At 64.7% G+C, this 14764-nt stretch carries 14 protein-coding genes; 7 read left to right on the top strand and 7 right to left on the bottom strand.

Annotation, left to right across the window (positions count from 1 at the left end; all coding sequences use genetic code 11):
• Window positions 1-8 precede the first annotated feature (8 nt).
• Entirely contained in the window at window positions 9-2333 is a 2325-nt protein-coding gene (locus tag XH89_RS31440) for a xanthine dehydrogenase family protein molybdopterin-binding subunit (RefSeq protein ID WP_194464211.1), read from the top strand.
• Between the two features lie 231 nt (window positions 2334-2564).
• Here the strand turns inward: XH89_RS31440 and XH89_RS31435 are convergent, their stop codons facing one another.
• From XH89_RS31435 to XH89_RS31425, 3 genes are read right to left on the bottom strand one after another with little or no spacing between them, the layout of a single operon-like run.
• Window positions 2565-3761: an acyl-CoA dehydrogenase family protein gene (locus tag XH89_RS31435; protein ID WP_194464210.1), complete on the bottom strand. Its 1197-nt coding sequence runs from the start codon at window positions 3759-3761 to the stop codon at window positions 2565-2567.
• Window positions 3762-3773: 12 nt separating this feature from the next.
• Window positions 3774-4913 carry an acyl-CoA dehydrogenase family protein gene (locus tag XH89_RS31430; protein ID WP_194464209.1) on the bottom strand — a complete coding sequence of 380 codons (1140 nt, stop codon included), beginning with the start codon at window positions 4911-4913 and terminating at the stop codon, window positions 3774-3776.
• Between the two features lie 5 nt (window positions 4914-4918).
• A complete protein-coding gene (locus XH89_RS31425; protein WP_194464208.1) occupies window positions 4919-5770 on the bottom strand; it encodes an enoyl-CoA hydratase in 852 nt (283 codons plus the stop codon).
• Between the two features lie 183 nt (window positions 5771-5953).
• Between XH89_RS31425 and XH89_RS31420 the strand changes: the two genes are divergently transcribed.
• The 3 genes from XH89_RS31420 to XH89_RS31410 all read left to right on the top strand — a co-directional run bounded on the left by XH89_RS31420 (window position 5954) and on the right by XH89_RS31410 (window position 8067).
• Window positions 5954-6562, top strand: a complete 609-nt coding sequence (locus XH89_RS31420) for a LemA family protein (protein WP_194464207.1) — start codon at window positions 5954-5956, stop codon at window positions 6560-6562.
• Window positions 6563-6694: 132 nt separating this feature from the next.
• Window positions 6695-7567 carry a YgcG family protein gene (locus XH89_RS31415; RefSeq protein ID WP_194464206.1) on the top strand — a complete coding sequence of 291 codons (873 nt, stop codon included), beginning with the start codon at window positions 6695-6697 and terminating at the stop codon, window positions 7565-7567.
• A gap of 2 nt (window positions 7568-7569) precedes the next feature.
• Complete coding sequence (locus tag XH89_RS31410; protein ID WP_194464205.1) at window positions 7570-8067, top strand: TPM domain-containing protein; 498 nt, start codon at window positions 7570-7572, stop codon at window positions 8065-8067.
• 176 nt (window positions 8068-8243) lie between these two features.
• Here XH89_RS31410 and XH89_RS31405 read toward each other — a convergent pair whose 3' ends face one another.
• Window positions 8244-9056, bottom strand: coding sequence for an MBL fold metallo-hydrolase (locus XH89_RS31405; RefSeq protein ID WP_194464204.1), 813 nt, complete (start codon window positions 9054-9056; stop codon window positions 8244-8246).
• Window positions 9053-9424, bottom strand: coding sequence for a Crp/Fnr family transcriptional regulator (locus XH89_RS31400; protein ID WP_194464203.1), 372 nt, complete (start codon window positions 9422-9424; stop codon window positions 9053-9055). The genes XH89_RS31405 and XH89_RS31400 overlap by 4 nt, the downstream gene beginning before the upstream one ends.
• A 282-nt stretch (window positions 9425-9706) precedes the next feature.
• Between XH89_RS31400 and XH89_RS31395 the strand changes: the two genes are divergently transcribed.
• The 3 genes from XH89_RS31395 to XH89_RS31385 all read left to right on the top strand — a co-directional run bounded on the left by XH89_RS31395 (window position 9707) and on the right by XH89_RS31385 (window position 12536).
• Complete coding sequence (locus tag XH89_RS31395) at window positions 9707-10711, top strand: hypothetical protein (protein WP_194468690.1); 1005 nt, start codon at window positions 9707-9709, stop codon at window positions 10709-10711.
• A gap of 93 nt (window positions 10712-10804) precedes the next feature.
• Window positions 10805-12343 (top strand): hypothetical protein, encoded by a 1539-nt coding sequence (locus XH89_RS31390; RefSeq protein ID WP_194464202.1) that lies wholly within the window; start codon window positions 10805-10807, stop codon window positions 12341-12343.
• 28 nt (window positions 12344-12371) lie between these two features.
• Window positions 12372-12536, top strand: a complete 165-nt coding sequence (locus XH89_RS31385) for a hypothetical protein (RefSeq protein ID WP_194464201.1) — start codon at window positions 12372-12374, stop codon at window positions 12534-12536.
• A 7-nt stretch (window positions 12537-12543) separates the two neighbouring features.
• Here the strand turns inward: XH89_RS31385 and XH89_RS31380 are convergent, their stop codons facing one another.
• Window positions 12544-13191: a glutathione S-transferase family protein gene (locus XH89_RS31380; protein ID WP_194464200.1), complete on the bottom strand. Its 648-nt coding sequence runs from the start codon at window positions 13189-13191 to the stop codon at window positions 12544-12546.
• A 281-nt stretch (window positions 13192-13472) separates the two neighbouring features.
• A complete protein-coding gene (locus tag XH89_RS31375) occupies window positions 13473-14678 on the bottom strand; it encodes a CaiB/BaiF CoA-transferase family protein (RefSeq protein ID WP_194464199.1) in 1206 nt (401 codons plus the stop codon).
• Between the last annotated feature and the right edge of the window lie 86 nt (window positions 14679-14764).

Below are 14764 nucleotides of genomic sequence, written 5' to 3'. Positions count from 1 at the left end.
CCAGCGGAATGAACATTCTTCCCGGCAATTTGCGTTTCGGAGCGGGCCAGCCCGTCAAGCGTTTGGAAGACCAGCGGCTGCTCACCGGGAAGGGGCAATTCATCGACGACAAGCCGGAAGATGGCGCGCTGTGGTTGCACGTGCTGCGCTCGCCGCATGCGCATGCGAAGATCGTCGCGATTGATACCAGCGCTGCGGCATCGATGCCTGGTGTCACCGCGATCTACACCGGTGCCGATCTGATCAAGGACGACGTCGGCAGCATCCCGACGCTGAGCATCTTCAAGCGCCCCAACGGCAAGCCGATGACGGTGCCGCCGCGGCGGCTGCTTGCCCACGAGATCGTGCGCTATACCGGCGAGGCGGTGGCGGCCGTGGCCGCTTCCTCGCGCGCGGAAGCGCAGGCCGCAGCCGAGGCGATCGTAGTCGAGTACGACGTGCTGCCCGCCGTGGTCGATCCCGTCGAGGCCGTCAAACCCGGCGCGCCCGTGGTGTGGCCTGAGGCGCCCGACAACATCGTCGGCGCGATGAGCTATGGTGATGCTGCCAAGGTGGACGAGGCCTTCGCCAAGGCCGCGCACACGGTCGAGCTCGATCTCGTCAGCCAGCGGCTCGTGCCCTCAGCGATGGAGCCGCGCTCGACCATTGCCGAGATCGACAAGAAGACCGGTCGTCTGCTGCTGCACGTGCAGTCGCAGACCCCGGCCTCGACCCGCGATGTGCTGGCCGAAGCGGTGCTGAAGCGTCCGAAGGACAGCGTGCGCGTGCTGGTCGGCGACATCGGCGGCGGCTTTGGCCAGAAGACCAACCTCTATCCGGAAGACGGCATCGTCGCCTATGTCGCGACCAAGCTGAACAAGAAGATCCGCTGGCGCGGCGACCGCACCGACGAATTCGTCGGCGGTACCCACGGCCGCGATCTCACCTCGACGGCGTCCTTCGCACTGGACGAGAAGGGCAAGGTGCTGGCCTATCGCGTCAGCTCGATCGGCTGTACCGGCGCCTATTCCTCGGGTGCGGCCAACATCATTCCGCTGGTGCTCGGGCCATTCGTGCAGACCGGCGTCTATGACCTGCCGCTGGTGCATTTCGAGGTCAAGTCGGTGATGACCCACACCGCGCCGGTCGGCGCCTATCGTGGCGCTGGCCGTCCCGAGGCCGTCTTCATCGTCGAGCGCCTGTTCGACGCGGCCGCGCGAAAGATCGGCATGGATCCGCGTGCGATCCGCAAGGTGAACTACATCAAGCCGGCGCAGCTGCCCTACACCAACGCTGCCGGTCAGGTGTACGATTCCGGTGCCTTCGCGCACATGCTCGACCGCGCCGTGAAGCTGGCCGACTGGGACGGCTTTGCCGCGCGCAAGAAGGCCGCGAGGAAGAAGGGCCTGCTCTACGGCCGCGGCCTGACGTCCTATATCGAATGGACCGGCGGCCGCGCGCATACTGAGAAGGTTACGCTGCAAGCAACCTCGCAGGGCCGCGTCGTGCTGCATTCCGGCACTCAGGCGATGGGGCAGGGGCTGCAGACCACCTACACCCAGATGATCTCCGACACGCTCGGGATTGCCATGGACAAGATCGACGTCGTGCAGGGCGACACCGATCTCGCCATGGGCTTTGGCAGCGTCGGCTCGCGCTCGCTGTTCGTCGGCGGCACCGCGGTCGCGGTCTCCTCCAACGATCTGATCCAGAAGGCGCGCGAGAAGGCGGCGAACGTGCTGGAGACGTCGGTCGAGGACATCGAGTATCAGGGCGGCATGCTCACCGTGGTCGGCACCGACCGCCGCATCAGCCTGTTCGATCTCGCCGAGAAGGAAAGCGGCGCCAAGCTCAGCGTCGATTCCGAGGGCGAGGTCGACGGGCCGAGCTGGCCGAATGGCACGCATATCTGCGAGGTCGAGATCGATCCGGAGACGGGCGTCTCCAGGGTCGTGCGCTACACCACCGTCGACGACGTCGGTGTGGCCGTGAACCCGATGCTGGTCACCGGCCAGATCCATGGTGGCGTCGCGCAGGGCATCGGCCAGGCGCTGTATGAGGGCGTGTCGTACGACGCCGACGGCCAGCTCCTCACCGCGAGCTACCAGGACTATTGCATCCCGCGCGCCGATGACGTTCCGCCGATCGTGGTGACGCTGGATGATTCCGCGCCATGCCGCACCAACCCACTCGGTGCCAAGGGCTGCGGCGAATCCGGCGCCATCGGCGGCCCGCCTTGTGTCACCAACGGTGTGATGGATGCGCTCGCCGAGCTCGGCATCACCCAGCTGAACACGCCGCTGACGCCGCAGAAGATCTGGAAGGCGATCAGGGACGCGAAGGCGGCGGGCTGAACTCGGACCGTTGCGCTGGCCGCAGCGTCTCACTCCGCTGTCGTCCCGGGGCGCGCGCAGCGCGAGCCCGGGACCCATCACCACGGGAAGTGGTTTGGCGAAGACTCGGAGTGACCAGCTCGCGCCAAAACCTCTCCCTGTGATGATGGGTCCCGGATCGGCGCTCCGTTTCGCTGCGCTTGTCCGGGACGACAGCGGAGAATGCCGCGCCAGCTATGGCTAAATCCGCCCTCAAATCCCCAGCATCATCTTCGCGATGATATCGCGCTGGATCTCCGAGGTGCCGCCGAAGATCGTGTAGGCCCGCCCGTTGAGATATTCCGGCACGACCGTCAACATGTCCTCCGGCAGCGCCGGCTCGTGGTTGAGCTTGTAGAGCGGGCGCATCGGCTCGACCGCGAGGGCGTCGTGGCCGATCACGTCGACCCCTAACCGCGTCACGGCTTGGCGGATCTCGCTGTTGCGCAGCTTCAGGATCGACGACACTGCGCCTGGATTTTGCCCGGTCTGCAGCGCCGAGAGCACGCGCAGCTCGGTCATCTCCAGCGCGTCGATGTCGACCTCGACCTCGGAGATGCGGGATGCGATATCGGGGCTGTCGATGGCGCGTCCGGTGAGATCGGACTCCGCAAGCTCGGTGATGGCGCGCAGTCCCTCGCGCAGCTTGGCCGACGCTATGCCGGAGCCGCGTTCGAACTCGAGCAGATATTTGCCGTAGGTCCAGCCCTTGCCTTCCTCGCCGACGCGGTTGGCCACGGGCACGCGGACATCGTCAAAGAACACCTGGTTGACCTCGTGATCGCCGCCGATGGTCAGAATGGGGCGCGTCGTGATCCCAGGCGTCTTCATGTCGATCAGAATAAAGCTGATGCCGTCCTGCTGCCGCTCGCCGTCGCCGGTACGCACCAGCGCGAACATGCGGTTGGCGTGGTGAGCATGCGTGGTCCAGATTTTCGTGCCGTTAATAACGTAGTCGTCGCCGTCGCGCACCGCGCGGGTCTTCAGCGAGGAGAGATCGGAGCCTGAGCCCGGCTCGGAATAACCCTGGCACCAGTAATCCTCGCCGGAGAGGATACGCGGCAGGTAAAAATTCTTCTGCTCAGGGCTGCCGAAGCCGATGATGACGGGCCCGACCATCTTCACGCCCATCACGTTGACGTTGGGCACGCCGGCCCGCGCGCATTCGGTCTCGAAGATCCAGCGCTGCGCCGGCGTCCAGTCGGGGCCGCCATATTCGACCGGCCAGCCCGGCGCGCCCCAGCCGCGGCCGTGCAGCGCGCGCTGCCAGGCCATGCCGATATCAGGATCGGAGAACACCGACGGCGTCAGCGCAGTCGCGCGCTTCATCTCCTCGGTGAGAGTCTTCGCGATGAAGCCGCGCACCTCGCTCTGGAAGGCGCGCTCTTCGGCATTGAACGACAGGTCCATGATGCACTCCTCTCAGGCCCTGCGGCCAAGCTGCGCATGGCGGGCATAATGATGCGCGCTGCCGCCGAACAGCGTGTCGAAGGCGACGAGGCGCTTGAAGTAGGCGCCGACCTCGAGCTCCTCGGTGACACCCATGCCGCCGTGAAGCTGGATCGATTGTTCGCCGACGAAGCGCGCGCATTTGCCGATCTTGGCCTTGGCGCCCGACGCGGCCCGTGCGCGCTCGAGCGGCGCGCTGTCCGCCTTCAGCGCGGCGCGCAGCGCCATCGAGCGCGCTTCGTCGACCTGGATCGCCATGTCGGCGAGGCGATGGCGGATCACCTGGTTGGCCGACAGCGGTCGGCCGAATTGCTTGCGGATCTTGGTGTAGTCAATCGTGGTGTTCAGCAGCGTCTGCATGATGCCGACGGCTTCCGCACCGAGCGCTGCGATAGCGCGGTCGACGGCCCATTCGATCGCCGGCAGTGCGTCGTTGCCGTTGCCGAGCAGGGCATCCTCCGGCAGTTGCACGTCTGACAGCTCGATGTTGCATGCGCGTCCGCCACCGAGGCGCGGATAGTCGGAGATCGAAAGGCCAGGCACCGTCGCAGGCGCCAGAAACAGGCCGATCCGCCCCGAGGGTCCGTGATGATCATGCAGATGCGCGGAGACGATGATCTCGTCGGCGGCATGGCCGTCGAGCACGGCGATCTTGCTGCCGGCAAGACGCCAGCCTTGCGTCGTCCTGGTCGCCACGGTTGCGATCTTGGCAAGATCGAACCGCGCCGCGCGCTCGGAATGCGCAAAGGCGAGCTTCATTGATCCGTCCGCGATCTTGGGCAGGCTTGCCTGCTTCTGCGCCGTCGTGCCGCACCTCTCGATCAGTGCAGCGCCGAGCACGATTGTCGCGACGTAGGGCTCGGACACCAGCCCGCGACCAAACGCTTCCATCAAAATGCCGATCTCGACCGGCCCGCCGCCGAGCCCGCCAAACTCTTCGGCAATCGGCAACGCCAGCCAGCCGAGCTCGGCGAACTGCTTCCACACCACAGGGCTGAACCCGAGGGCATCGTTCGCCATCTTGCGGCGGTGATCGGCATTATAGCCTTCGGCCACGAAGCGCTCGGCGCTCTCGCGCAGCAGCCGTTGCTCGTCACTGAGATTGAGATCCATGGCCTCTACTCCGCCGCCGCCGGCTTGCGTACGGAGGGATGCAGTCCGGATGGATCGACGATCATGCCGAACTCCTGGAGATTGTGGGCGTGACAGAGCTGATGCAGGGCGAAGGCCTGGTCGATCGCGGCGGGCTGGCCCATCACGTCGACCGAGCGGTTCACCGCCTCCTTGGTCAGCTTCAGCGCGAACGACGGTTTTGCCGCGATCCGGCGTGCCAGCTCCAGCACGCGCGACGACAATTCCGGGCGCGGGACGACCTGATTGACCATGCCGAGCTGGTGCGCCTCCTGCGCGCTCCAGCTGTCGGCGGTGAACAGAAACTCTTTGGCCTTGCGCGGGCCGAGCTCCCAGGGATGCACGAACCATTCGACACCGCAGACGCCCATCGTCACCACGGGGTCACAAAACTGCGCATCATCGCTGGCGACGATGAGGTCGCAGGCCCAGGCCAGCATCAAACCGCCGGCGATGCATCTGCCGTGCACTTCAGCAATCATGGGCTTGGCGAGGTTTCGCCAGCGCCGCGTGATCTGGAGATATATTTCCTGCTCGCGTGCGAAGCGGCCGTGCGCATTGGGTTCGGCAAAGCCGCCCCAATTTCCTATCGGCGGAAAATCGACGCCAGCCGCATTCTTCGCCCCGGGGCGGAGGTCGTGGCCGGACGAGAAGTGCGGCCCGTTGCCGGCGAGGATGATGACCTTGATGGCGTCGTCCTGCACCGCGGCGTCGAAGGCGGCGTTGAGGTCGTAGGTCATTTGCAGGTTCTGCGCGTTGCGCGCGTCGGGGCGGTTCATTACGACCCTGGTGATCGCCGGCTCCGGCCGCTCCACGAGGATGGTCTCGAACGAGGACATGGCGCGCTCCCGTGCATTTTTCGTCTTGTTGGCCAAGATGTCTTGTTGCCAGGAGTTGACTATGTCGCGTGGTGATAGGCAAGGGGCTTGCGTCAGTCGGCTGCTTTTCGTGCCATCCGGACGTCTGGCGCCGTACAGGTGCAATCTGGTAGTTTGCGAGCCGATTCCACCGGGAGAAATTTGATGCGCAAGATCCTCACCGTGCTCGCGGCGCTGGCCTCGCTGAGCCTCACCAATTGCGGCTATAACGCGATCCAGAGCGAGGACGAGCAGATCAAGGCCAATTGGTCCGAGGTGGTGAACCAGTATCAGCGCCGCGCCGATCTCGTGCCCAATCTGGTGAACTCGGTGAAGGGCTTCGCGCAGCAGGAGAAGGACGTGCTGCTCGGCGTCACCAACGCCCGCGCCAAGGTCGGCAGTATCCAGGCAACTCCCGAAGTGCTCAACGACCCCGCCGCCTTCCAGAAATTCCAGGCCGCGCAAGGCGAGCTCTCCAGCGCGCTGTCGCGTCTCCTTGTGGTGACCGAGAATTACCCGCAGCTCAAGTCGGATGCTCTGTTCAAGGATCTGATGTCGCAGCTCGAGGGCACCGAGAACCGCATCACGGTCGCGCGCAACCGCTACATCAAGTCGGTGCAGGAATACAATGTCACGGTCCGCTCATTTCCGAACAACCTGACCGCGATGATGTTTGGCTACAAGGAGAAGCCGAACTTCTCGGTCGAGAACGAGAAGGAAATCTCGACCGCGCCGAAGGTCGATTTCAACCCGGCGCCGGCGCCGTCGAAGTAAGCGTGCCTGACTTCGATGCGCGCCCCACCCACCGCTGTCATTCCCCGCGAAAGCGGGGAATCCAGTACGCCGCGGCCTCTCCGTCTTTCGCTTGCGTCTCTGGAATACTGGATCGCCCGGTCAAGCCGGGCGATGACAGTGAGGTTGTGGCTCGCCGTCGCGCTCATCCTTGCCATCGCATCCGCCGCCTCGGCCGACGTCGCCGTCCCCCAGCTCACTGGCCGGGTGGTCGACCGGACCGGCACGCTGTCGAGCAGCGACATCGCCGCGCTGTCGCAGAAGCTCAGCGACTTCGAGACCCGCAAGGGCAGCCAGATCGCCGTGCTGATCGTGCCGACGACGGACCCGGAGACGATCGAGCAATTCTCGATCCGCGTCGCCGAGGCCTGGAAGATCGGCCGCAAGAAGATCGACGACGGCGCGATTTTGGTGGTCGCCAAGAACGACCGCCATCTGCGCATCGAGGTCGGCTACGGCCTTGAAGGCGCGCTCACCGACGTGACTTCGCGGCGTATCATCGACGAGGTCATCACGCCGAAATTCAGGGAGGGCGATTTCGCCGGCGGCATTTCGGCCGGCATCGACCGGATGATGCGTGTTGTCGACGGCGAGCCGTTGCCGGTTCCTTCGCGCAGTGTGAATTTTGCCAATCTGGACGACGTCGGGCCGGCGGTCCCGTTTGTCCTGTTCGCCTCGCTCGTCGTCGGCGGATTTTTGCGCGCGCTGCTGGGGCGATTGCTGGGCTCGGTCGCGACCGGCAGCGTGATCGGCCTGCTGGCGCTGCTCATTCTCGGATCCGGGGCGCTAGCCTTGCTCGCCGGAATCATCGGCTTCGTGCTGTCCTTCATCGCCGATCTGTTTCCGGCGTCGACAGGGCCGTCGCGCGGCGGGTCGTGGTCGGGCGGCTCCTCGTCGGGGGGATGGAGCAGCGGATCGTCGTCCAGCGGCGGCTTCGGCGGGGGCGGCGGCAGCTTTGGCGGCGGCGGCGCCTCGGGGAGCTGGTAGTCATGAGCATTGGGCGTATCACCAGGCATCTGCTCCAGCATCATTGGCGGGCGAAGCAAGTGTTTCCGCAAAGCGTGCTCGAGCGCATCGAGCAGGCGATCAGGCAAGGCGAGGCGACGCATTCCGGCCAGGTCCGCTTCGTCGTCGAAGGTGCGCTCGACGGCCGTCCACTGTTTCGCAACCAGCACGCCCGCGCGCGGGCGCTCGACCTATTCTCGCATCTGCGGATATGGGACACCGCGCATAACAACGGCGTGTTGATTTATCTGCTGCTCGCTGACCGCGACGTCGAGATCATCGCCGACCGCGGCATCGACGCGAAGGTCGGCACGGCGGGCTGGGAGACGATCTGCCGGGCGATGGAGGCCGAGTTCCGCGCGGGCCGGTTCGAGCGCGGCGTGATCGGCGGGATCGAAGCGGTGTCGCGGGAGTTGGCGAAGCATTTCCCGCCGGGCGGGGCGCATCCGAACGAGCTGCCGGACAAGCCGGTGGTGATGTGAGTGATCGCTGATGCACTCGCACCGTCACCCTGAGGTGGCCGCTTCTTCAGCGGCCCTCGAAGGGAGACTGCCCGGCTGCAGAAGCTTGGCCGTGTATCCTTCGAGGCTCCTGGCGCGATGGCGTGCATCGCGCCACTCGCACCTCAGGATGACGGGTCTGGTACTAGCGTTGACGATCAATCATCCAGCTTGTTCAGATCCCGCACCGACTGCATGATCGGCTCGAAGTTCGAGCGCGCATCGAGCGCGTCGAACAATTGCGCGGTGTCTTCCAGTAAGCCGTGCGACCGGGCGATGGCAATGCGCACGTCCTCCTGCGGCGTGTCCGAGAGCCGTCCGTGCCCCGACAGCAGGATCTTCGCATTCAGCCCCTTGATGCGCTCCAGCGACTGAATGTAGTCGGCGATGCTGCCGGAGCCGAACACGCCGCCCATCACGCCGCCGGGCATCAGGGTGTCGGCGGCGAACAACAAGCCCTTGTCCTGGTCGAACAGCGTGATACAGGCCGAGGTGTGGCCCGGCGTGTACATTACGTTGAGGCGAAAATTGCCGAGGTCGATCAAATTGCCTTCCTCGAGCCAGATGTCGATATTGATCGGAACGTTCGGCTCGTTGAACATCTTGCGCAGCATCGAGAAATCGTCGCGCAGCATGATCTTGTTGGCGGCGAGCCGATGCGCGGCGACGTAGGTGCGGCGCTCGTTGAAGTGCCAGGCTGCGCCGATGTGATCGAGATGCTCGTGGCTCAGCACCACCATGTCGATCGTCTCGGGCGGGCAGCCGGCGAAGTTCAGACATTCCACCATAGCCGGATAGTTCGACGACAGGCCGACATCGATCAGGATCGTACGTGCCGAGCCGCGCACCAGATAGGCGTTGGCGGCGCGGTTGGAAAAGCGGATCTGATAGACGTCATCGGCGGCCTGGATCAGCGAGCAGGTGTCGTTCTTCATCAGAATCGGGAATGCGGTCGGTTTGCGCTCGCTCATGATTGCGCCGCCCGATAGGTGACCGCGTTGGAGGCACGCAGGCGTTTCGACAGCGCATCCATCACCATCAGTGCGAATGCCGGCTGCTGGCTGACGAGATAGACGAAGCGGGCGTGATTGATCCGCATCACGCGCGTGTTCGGCGCCGACGCGATCGCGGTTGCCGAGCGGGCCGAGCCGTCGATCACCGCCATCTCGCCGAAGAACTCGCCCTTGCCGAGCTTGATGATGCTGGTCTTGCGCGCGCCGTCGACCTTCGCGATCTCGACCTCGCCGTCGAGCACGACGAACAGTTCGCGGCCGGTCGAGCCCTCCTCGAAAATGACGTCATCGACGGCAAACGCGTTGATGCATTTCTCGATCGTCATGGCACCCCCAAAACGCCTTCTGGCTGACGGGATGGCCCATGTTAGCCGGGGAACAATGACCGGCAAACAGCCCCTTCGGCTAAGGCGGGCGTCCTCCCGCAGAGCAGCATCGGCTGACAATTTGTTGCACGGCGTCACGCCGGTTCCACTTTCCCGACCCAATTCGGCCTCGGACGAGTTCCTAAAATTTCGGTAAGCGGGTCCCGAGGTAAGGAATTCGCAAGCAATGAAAGTTACCAAAAGGTCAACCTGGACTGGAGTATTTGAGCCGTGAGCGAACCAATGCCCGAACTGGCCGGCCAAGAGACTGGTGAGCGGACCGTCGCCGCCGATGCCGCCGCAGCCGCGCCGCACGCCGTCGAGGCTGCCGACGGCATCGAGGCCCCCTCGATCGCCCCCGACCATGAAGCGCCGCCCAAGCCGGATGCCCCGAAGGTCGAGCCGCCAAAGATCGAGGCTTCAAGGATCGAGGCCCCGAAGTTCGAAGCCGAACCCGGGATCAAGGCTGAGACCAAGCCCGAGCCTAAGCCCGGCAAGCTGATCGTCATGGCGCCGTCCGAGCGCGCCTGGAATCGTGAGGAATTTGCCCCGCACGTGAACGCGGACGAGGTGCGCGAGACCGGCAGCAAGCGCCGTCTGTCGGCGATGGCTGCGGTCGCGGCCATCGCGGCCTGCGTCGGGGCCATCAGCGGCGCGCTCGCGACCGCCGGTATGATGCATTTCGCCAGCCCTCCGCCGGCCCAGGTTGCTGATACCAGTGCGCTGGATGCCGCCGTCGCCCGGATCGATGCCGACATCGTCGCGCTGAAGGCCAATGTCGAGCACACCTCGAAGGCCGGCCTCAACCAGTACAACCGGGCCAACGACCGTCTCGACAAGCTGGAGAAGGCGCAGGCCGAGCCGATGGCCAAGCTTGCAAAGCTGTCCGAGACGGTTGAAAGACTCCGCACCGCACCACCTGCCGCTCCCGTGCAGGCCGCTGCCGCGGTGCCAGCCAAGGAGACCACCGGCACGATCGCGCCGGCTCCGACGCAGGTCGCGACGGCCGCTCCCGCAACTGCTCCTGCGCCGGCCGCGCCGAAGACCGAGGTCGGTCGTCTGCCGACGATCGAAGGCTGGCGGCTGCGCAACGCCGCCAATGGGGGCGCGCTGATCGAGGGCAGGGGCGGCCTGTACGAGGTCTATCCGGGCGATCCCATCCCCGGCGTCGGCCGCGTCGATGCGATCCGCCGTCAGGACGGCCGCTGGGTCGTCGTTACTGCCAAGGGGCTGATCATCGCGCGTTGAACGTCCGACGGTTAAATTTCAGAGAGGCGCTTCACCACCGCGTGAAGCGCCTTTTTACTTGAATAGGCTGGCACGCGCGGTGTTAGTGGAGGCATGAGCCGCGCGCTGCGAATTCTCCTGGCTGTCACCATGTTGTTTGGCAGCGTCATGTCGCTCTCGGCAGCGGAGAATGCGCCGCTCGCGCGCGGCACCGCGATCACCGATCCTGATCTCCTGAAGAAGCTCGACCAGAGTGATGCGCTGTCAATCTCGCGGCTGTTGCGGCCGGAGCGGAACGCGAATGTTCCCCTAACGAGCGATCAGCTGTTCGCCTCACTGCCGCAGCTCAAGGACATTCCGCCGGCTATCGATGCCGAGTTCGATCGCTACATCTCGCAGCACAAGGCGGCATCTCCCACAGAGACCATCGGTGTCGGCGAGGGTTTCGACGTCCAGCTGTTCGACCGGGCCAATCTCAACTCTCCCGACACGCGCTTCGTACTGGCCGGCATCGTCAATCGCATGGACCGCGCCTATGTGGCGGAAGAATCCTGCGGCGAGATCCGGCTGATCTATCGGCTGGCGCGGTTCGAGCCCGGGCCGGATGGTGGCAGCATCGCGACGCGCCTGCCGATGACGTTCAACCTGGTGATGAAGGCGCGCGATGCCCGCCAGACAGATAGCAGCGGCAAGCCGGTCACCTGCGCCGAGGTCGCGAGGCGCTGGCTCGATAACGGCGACTGGCAGGAACTGATCGGTGGTCACTTCTCCCCTGACGATGCGTTGATCGACCGGATCGAGACCAACATCCAGATCTCGGTTGCGCCGAAGTCGGCGCTGCACGATTTCCGCGCCGACTATCTGCTCAAGGTGTTCAAATATGACGCCGCCATCAAGACGTTCGAGGAATCGACGCTGGAGAACCAGATCGACCGCGATCGTATCCTGGCCGATGACGCGCTCCGGCGCGACTTCAAGGCCTGGCTGCTTGAGCCCGCGCATCTTCGCGAGTTCGATCGCGGCACCGTGTTGATCCCGGAGAAGTATCTCGCCAAGGCTGCCGTGGCGCCGACGCCTGCCGGTCTCGACGCATCAACGTTGCAGCCGGAGTTCTCGATGATGCAAGGGGAGGGCAAGGGCGATCCGGTCTTCACTGACGCCGACGTTGTCGGCGCACTGAAGCAGGCGGCCGCGCGCGGCATCGCCATGGAGAACATCCGGTCGGTGGCGGGCTTCCAGCGCCGCCTCAACGACGTCACCTGCTCGGGCTGCCACCAGACCCGCGGCATCGGGGGCTTCCATTTTCCGGGTGTCGACTGGCTCGCGGAGAACGCATCGAAGTCCACGATCGTGCCGGCCTCGCCGCATTTCTTCGGCGACCAGCCTCGTCGCCGCGACATCCTGACCGCGTTCGCTGAAGGCAAACGTCCTGATTTCTCACGCGGATTTGCCAGCCGTCCGCAGACACGCGGCAGCGGCGAGCTCGCCGGCACCGAATATCAGGACGGTTGGGGCGCGCATTGTTCCCTGCAAAATGCGGGATCGGGAACGGCTGACAAGAGTTTTACATCATGGACCTGTGCTAAAGGTCTCACCTGTCAGGCTGCGGCGGCTTCGAGCCGCATTGGCATGTGCTTCATCAAGACGCGTTAGGCCCGCACCCAACCGATTTGGATGATCCATGACGGACACCAGCGACGCCAACAAGCAGCGCAATCGCGAGATCGCGCGCAATGAAGAAGCCAAGCAGGTAACCGGCAGCGCCCGCGTCAGCATCTGGGCTGTCGCGGTCGCCGTCATCATCGGCGGCATCCTGTTCACGCTCGGCTGGCTGTCGCTGCGGTAGGGCGCCCTCACTTCGCATAATTCGTCATCCGCTTTCCGGGCAAGAGCTCATAGGCAGGCTTCCAGCCGGGCAGTGCGGCCATGCGACCGAGCCAGGCGTGGATGGCGGGATGGCTCGCCGCGAAATCGAAACCGTGCTCGTCATCAGGGTAATGCAGATAGGCCATCATGGAGATGTCGGCGATGGTCGGCTTGGCGCCGACCGCAAACGCATTGTGCTGGAGATGTCCGTCGAGAATGCCGAGGAAATCGTCCAGCCGTCGGCGGAAATGCTTCAGCACCTGCGGATCGTTCTTTTCGGTGAAGGCCCGCATGAAGCGATAGGTCGCCATGTAGCCGGTGAGCTTGTGGTTGTCCCAGAACAGCCAGCGCAGCAGCTCGAATTTTTCGTCCTCTGTCTCGGCACCGAAGCGGCCGTATTGCTCGGCGAGCTTGAGCAGCAGCGGAGCCGTCTGCGTCATCTTCACGCCGTCGACCTCGAGCACGGGAATCTCGCCCATCTCGTTGACGCTCCGGCGCCACTCCGCGGTGCGCGTGACGCCGCCGCCGAAATCGGTCCAGACCGGCTCGAACGTCTCGCCGCAAAGCGTCAGCATCAGCGCCAGCTTGTAGCTGTTGCCGGACTCGGGGAAGTAGTGCAGGCGATAGTGCGGCATGGGGCCTCACGCGGCGAATGCGGTCGTGAGGTTATATCGAGTACGGCATCGTCATTGCGAGCGCAGTAAAGCAATTCAGCAATGCATTTGTAGAAGCGCGAGATATCTCCCCATCGTCGTCCCGGACAAGCGAAGCGCAGATCCGGGACCCATATCCACAGGGAGGAGTTATTGCGCGAGATGGTCACTCCGAGTCTTCGCCAAACCACTCCCTGTGGTTATGGCTCCCGGGTTCGCGCTTTGCGCGCCCCGGGACGACGGCGGTGTGCGAGGCGCGCGCCTTACCCCACAGCCCCCTTCGCGCGCAGCTGCTTGATCGCGGCCTCGTCGTATCCCGCGCCGCGCAAAATCTCGTCACTGTGCTCGCCGACGCCGGGCGGCTTGCGCGGCTGCACCTTCTTGGTGCCGTCGATCCAGATCGGAGAATTGATGGTGAGCATGGTGTCGTTCTCGAATGGCACCAGCACCTCGTTGTCGAGCATCTGCTTGTCGTTCGGGATGTCGTCCAGAATGCCGACGATGCCGAACACCAGCCCGTTGCCGTCAAGGATCTTGCGCCATTCGGCGAGGTCCCTGGTCGCAAAGGTCTCGTCAAAGATCTTGATGAGCTCGACCGAGCGGGCGTGACGGTCGGGCTTGGTGGCAAAGCGCGGATCGGCGATCAGGTCCTCGCGTCCCAGGCATTTGGCCAGCGTCGGCCACTGCTTCTCCTCGCTGAGCAACGATAGGATCAGCCAGCGGCCGTCCTTGCACTGATAGTGGTTGGCGACCGCATTGAGCGCGCGCTCGCGCGGGCGCCGCTCGCCGAACTTGGAACCGCAGAGTTTTGCCTGCGCCAGCACGCTCGCCGCCCACACGCCGTTGGCCATCAGGTTGGAGGCGACATGCGAGCCCTTGCCGGTCTTCTCGCGCTGATACAGCGCGGTGACGATCGCACTATACAGTGCCATGGCGCAGGGATGGTCGCCCATGCCGGCCACCGAGCGGGCCGGCGTGGTGTCGATGTCGGCGCGGACGAGGTCCATCAGGCCGGAACGCGCCCAATAGGCGTTGCTGTCGAAGCCGGGCTTGTTGGCTTCCTCGCCCTTCTCGCCATAGCCGGTGAAGGAGGCATAGATCAGCCGGTCGTTGAGATGGGCGAGATGATCATAGGTGATGCCGAGCTTGGTACGCACCGGCGGCGGCATGTTGGTGATGAAGACGTCCGCCTCCTCGACCAGCCTGTAGAGCACGGCCTGCGCCTCGGGCTTGGAGAGGTCGAGCGCGAGGCTCTTCTTGTTGCGGGCCTCGAGCAGCCAGGCGAAATTGTGTTCGCCGACGGGATAGCCGGGCAGGTTGGGCAGATTGCGGTAGGGGTCACCGGCGCCGGGCGGCTCGATCTTGATGACATCAGCGCCGAAATCGGACAGCACGGTGGCAGCCGCGGGCGCTGCGATGAAGCTCGCGCAGTCCAGAACCTTGAGCCCTGCAAAAATGCCTTTTTCCATCGCGGCGTTGCTCCCTCGCTCTTGTTGTTTCCCGCGCGCTGGAATTGGCGCAGGCCCAATCATGGCGCATTAGACCGATGTTTCAG

The organism is Bradyrhizobium sp. CCBAU 53340, assembly GCF_015291645.1.
Classification (GTDB): domain Bacteria; phylum Pseudomonadota; class Alphaproteobacteria; order Rhizobiales; family Xanthobacteraceae; genus Bradyrhizobium.
This window is presented reverse-complemented; position numbering and strand designations above follow the sequence as displayed.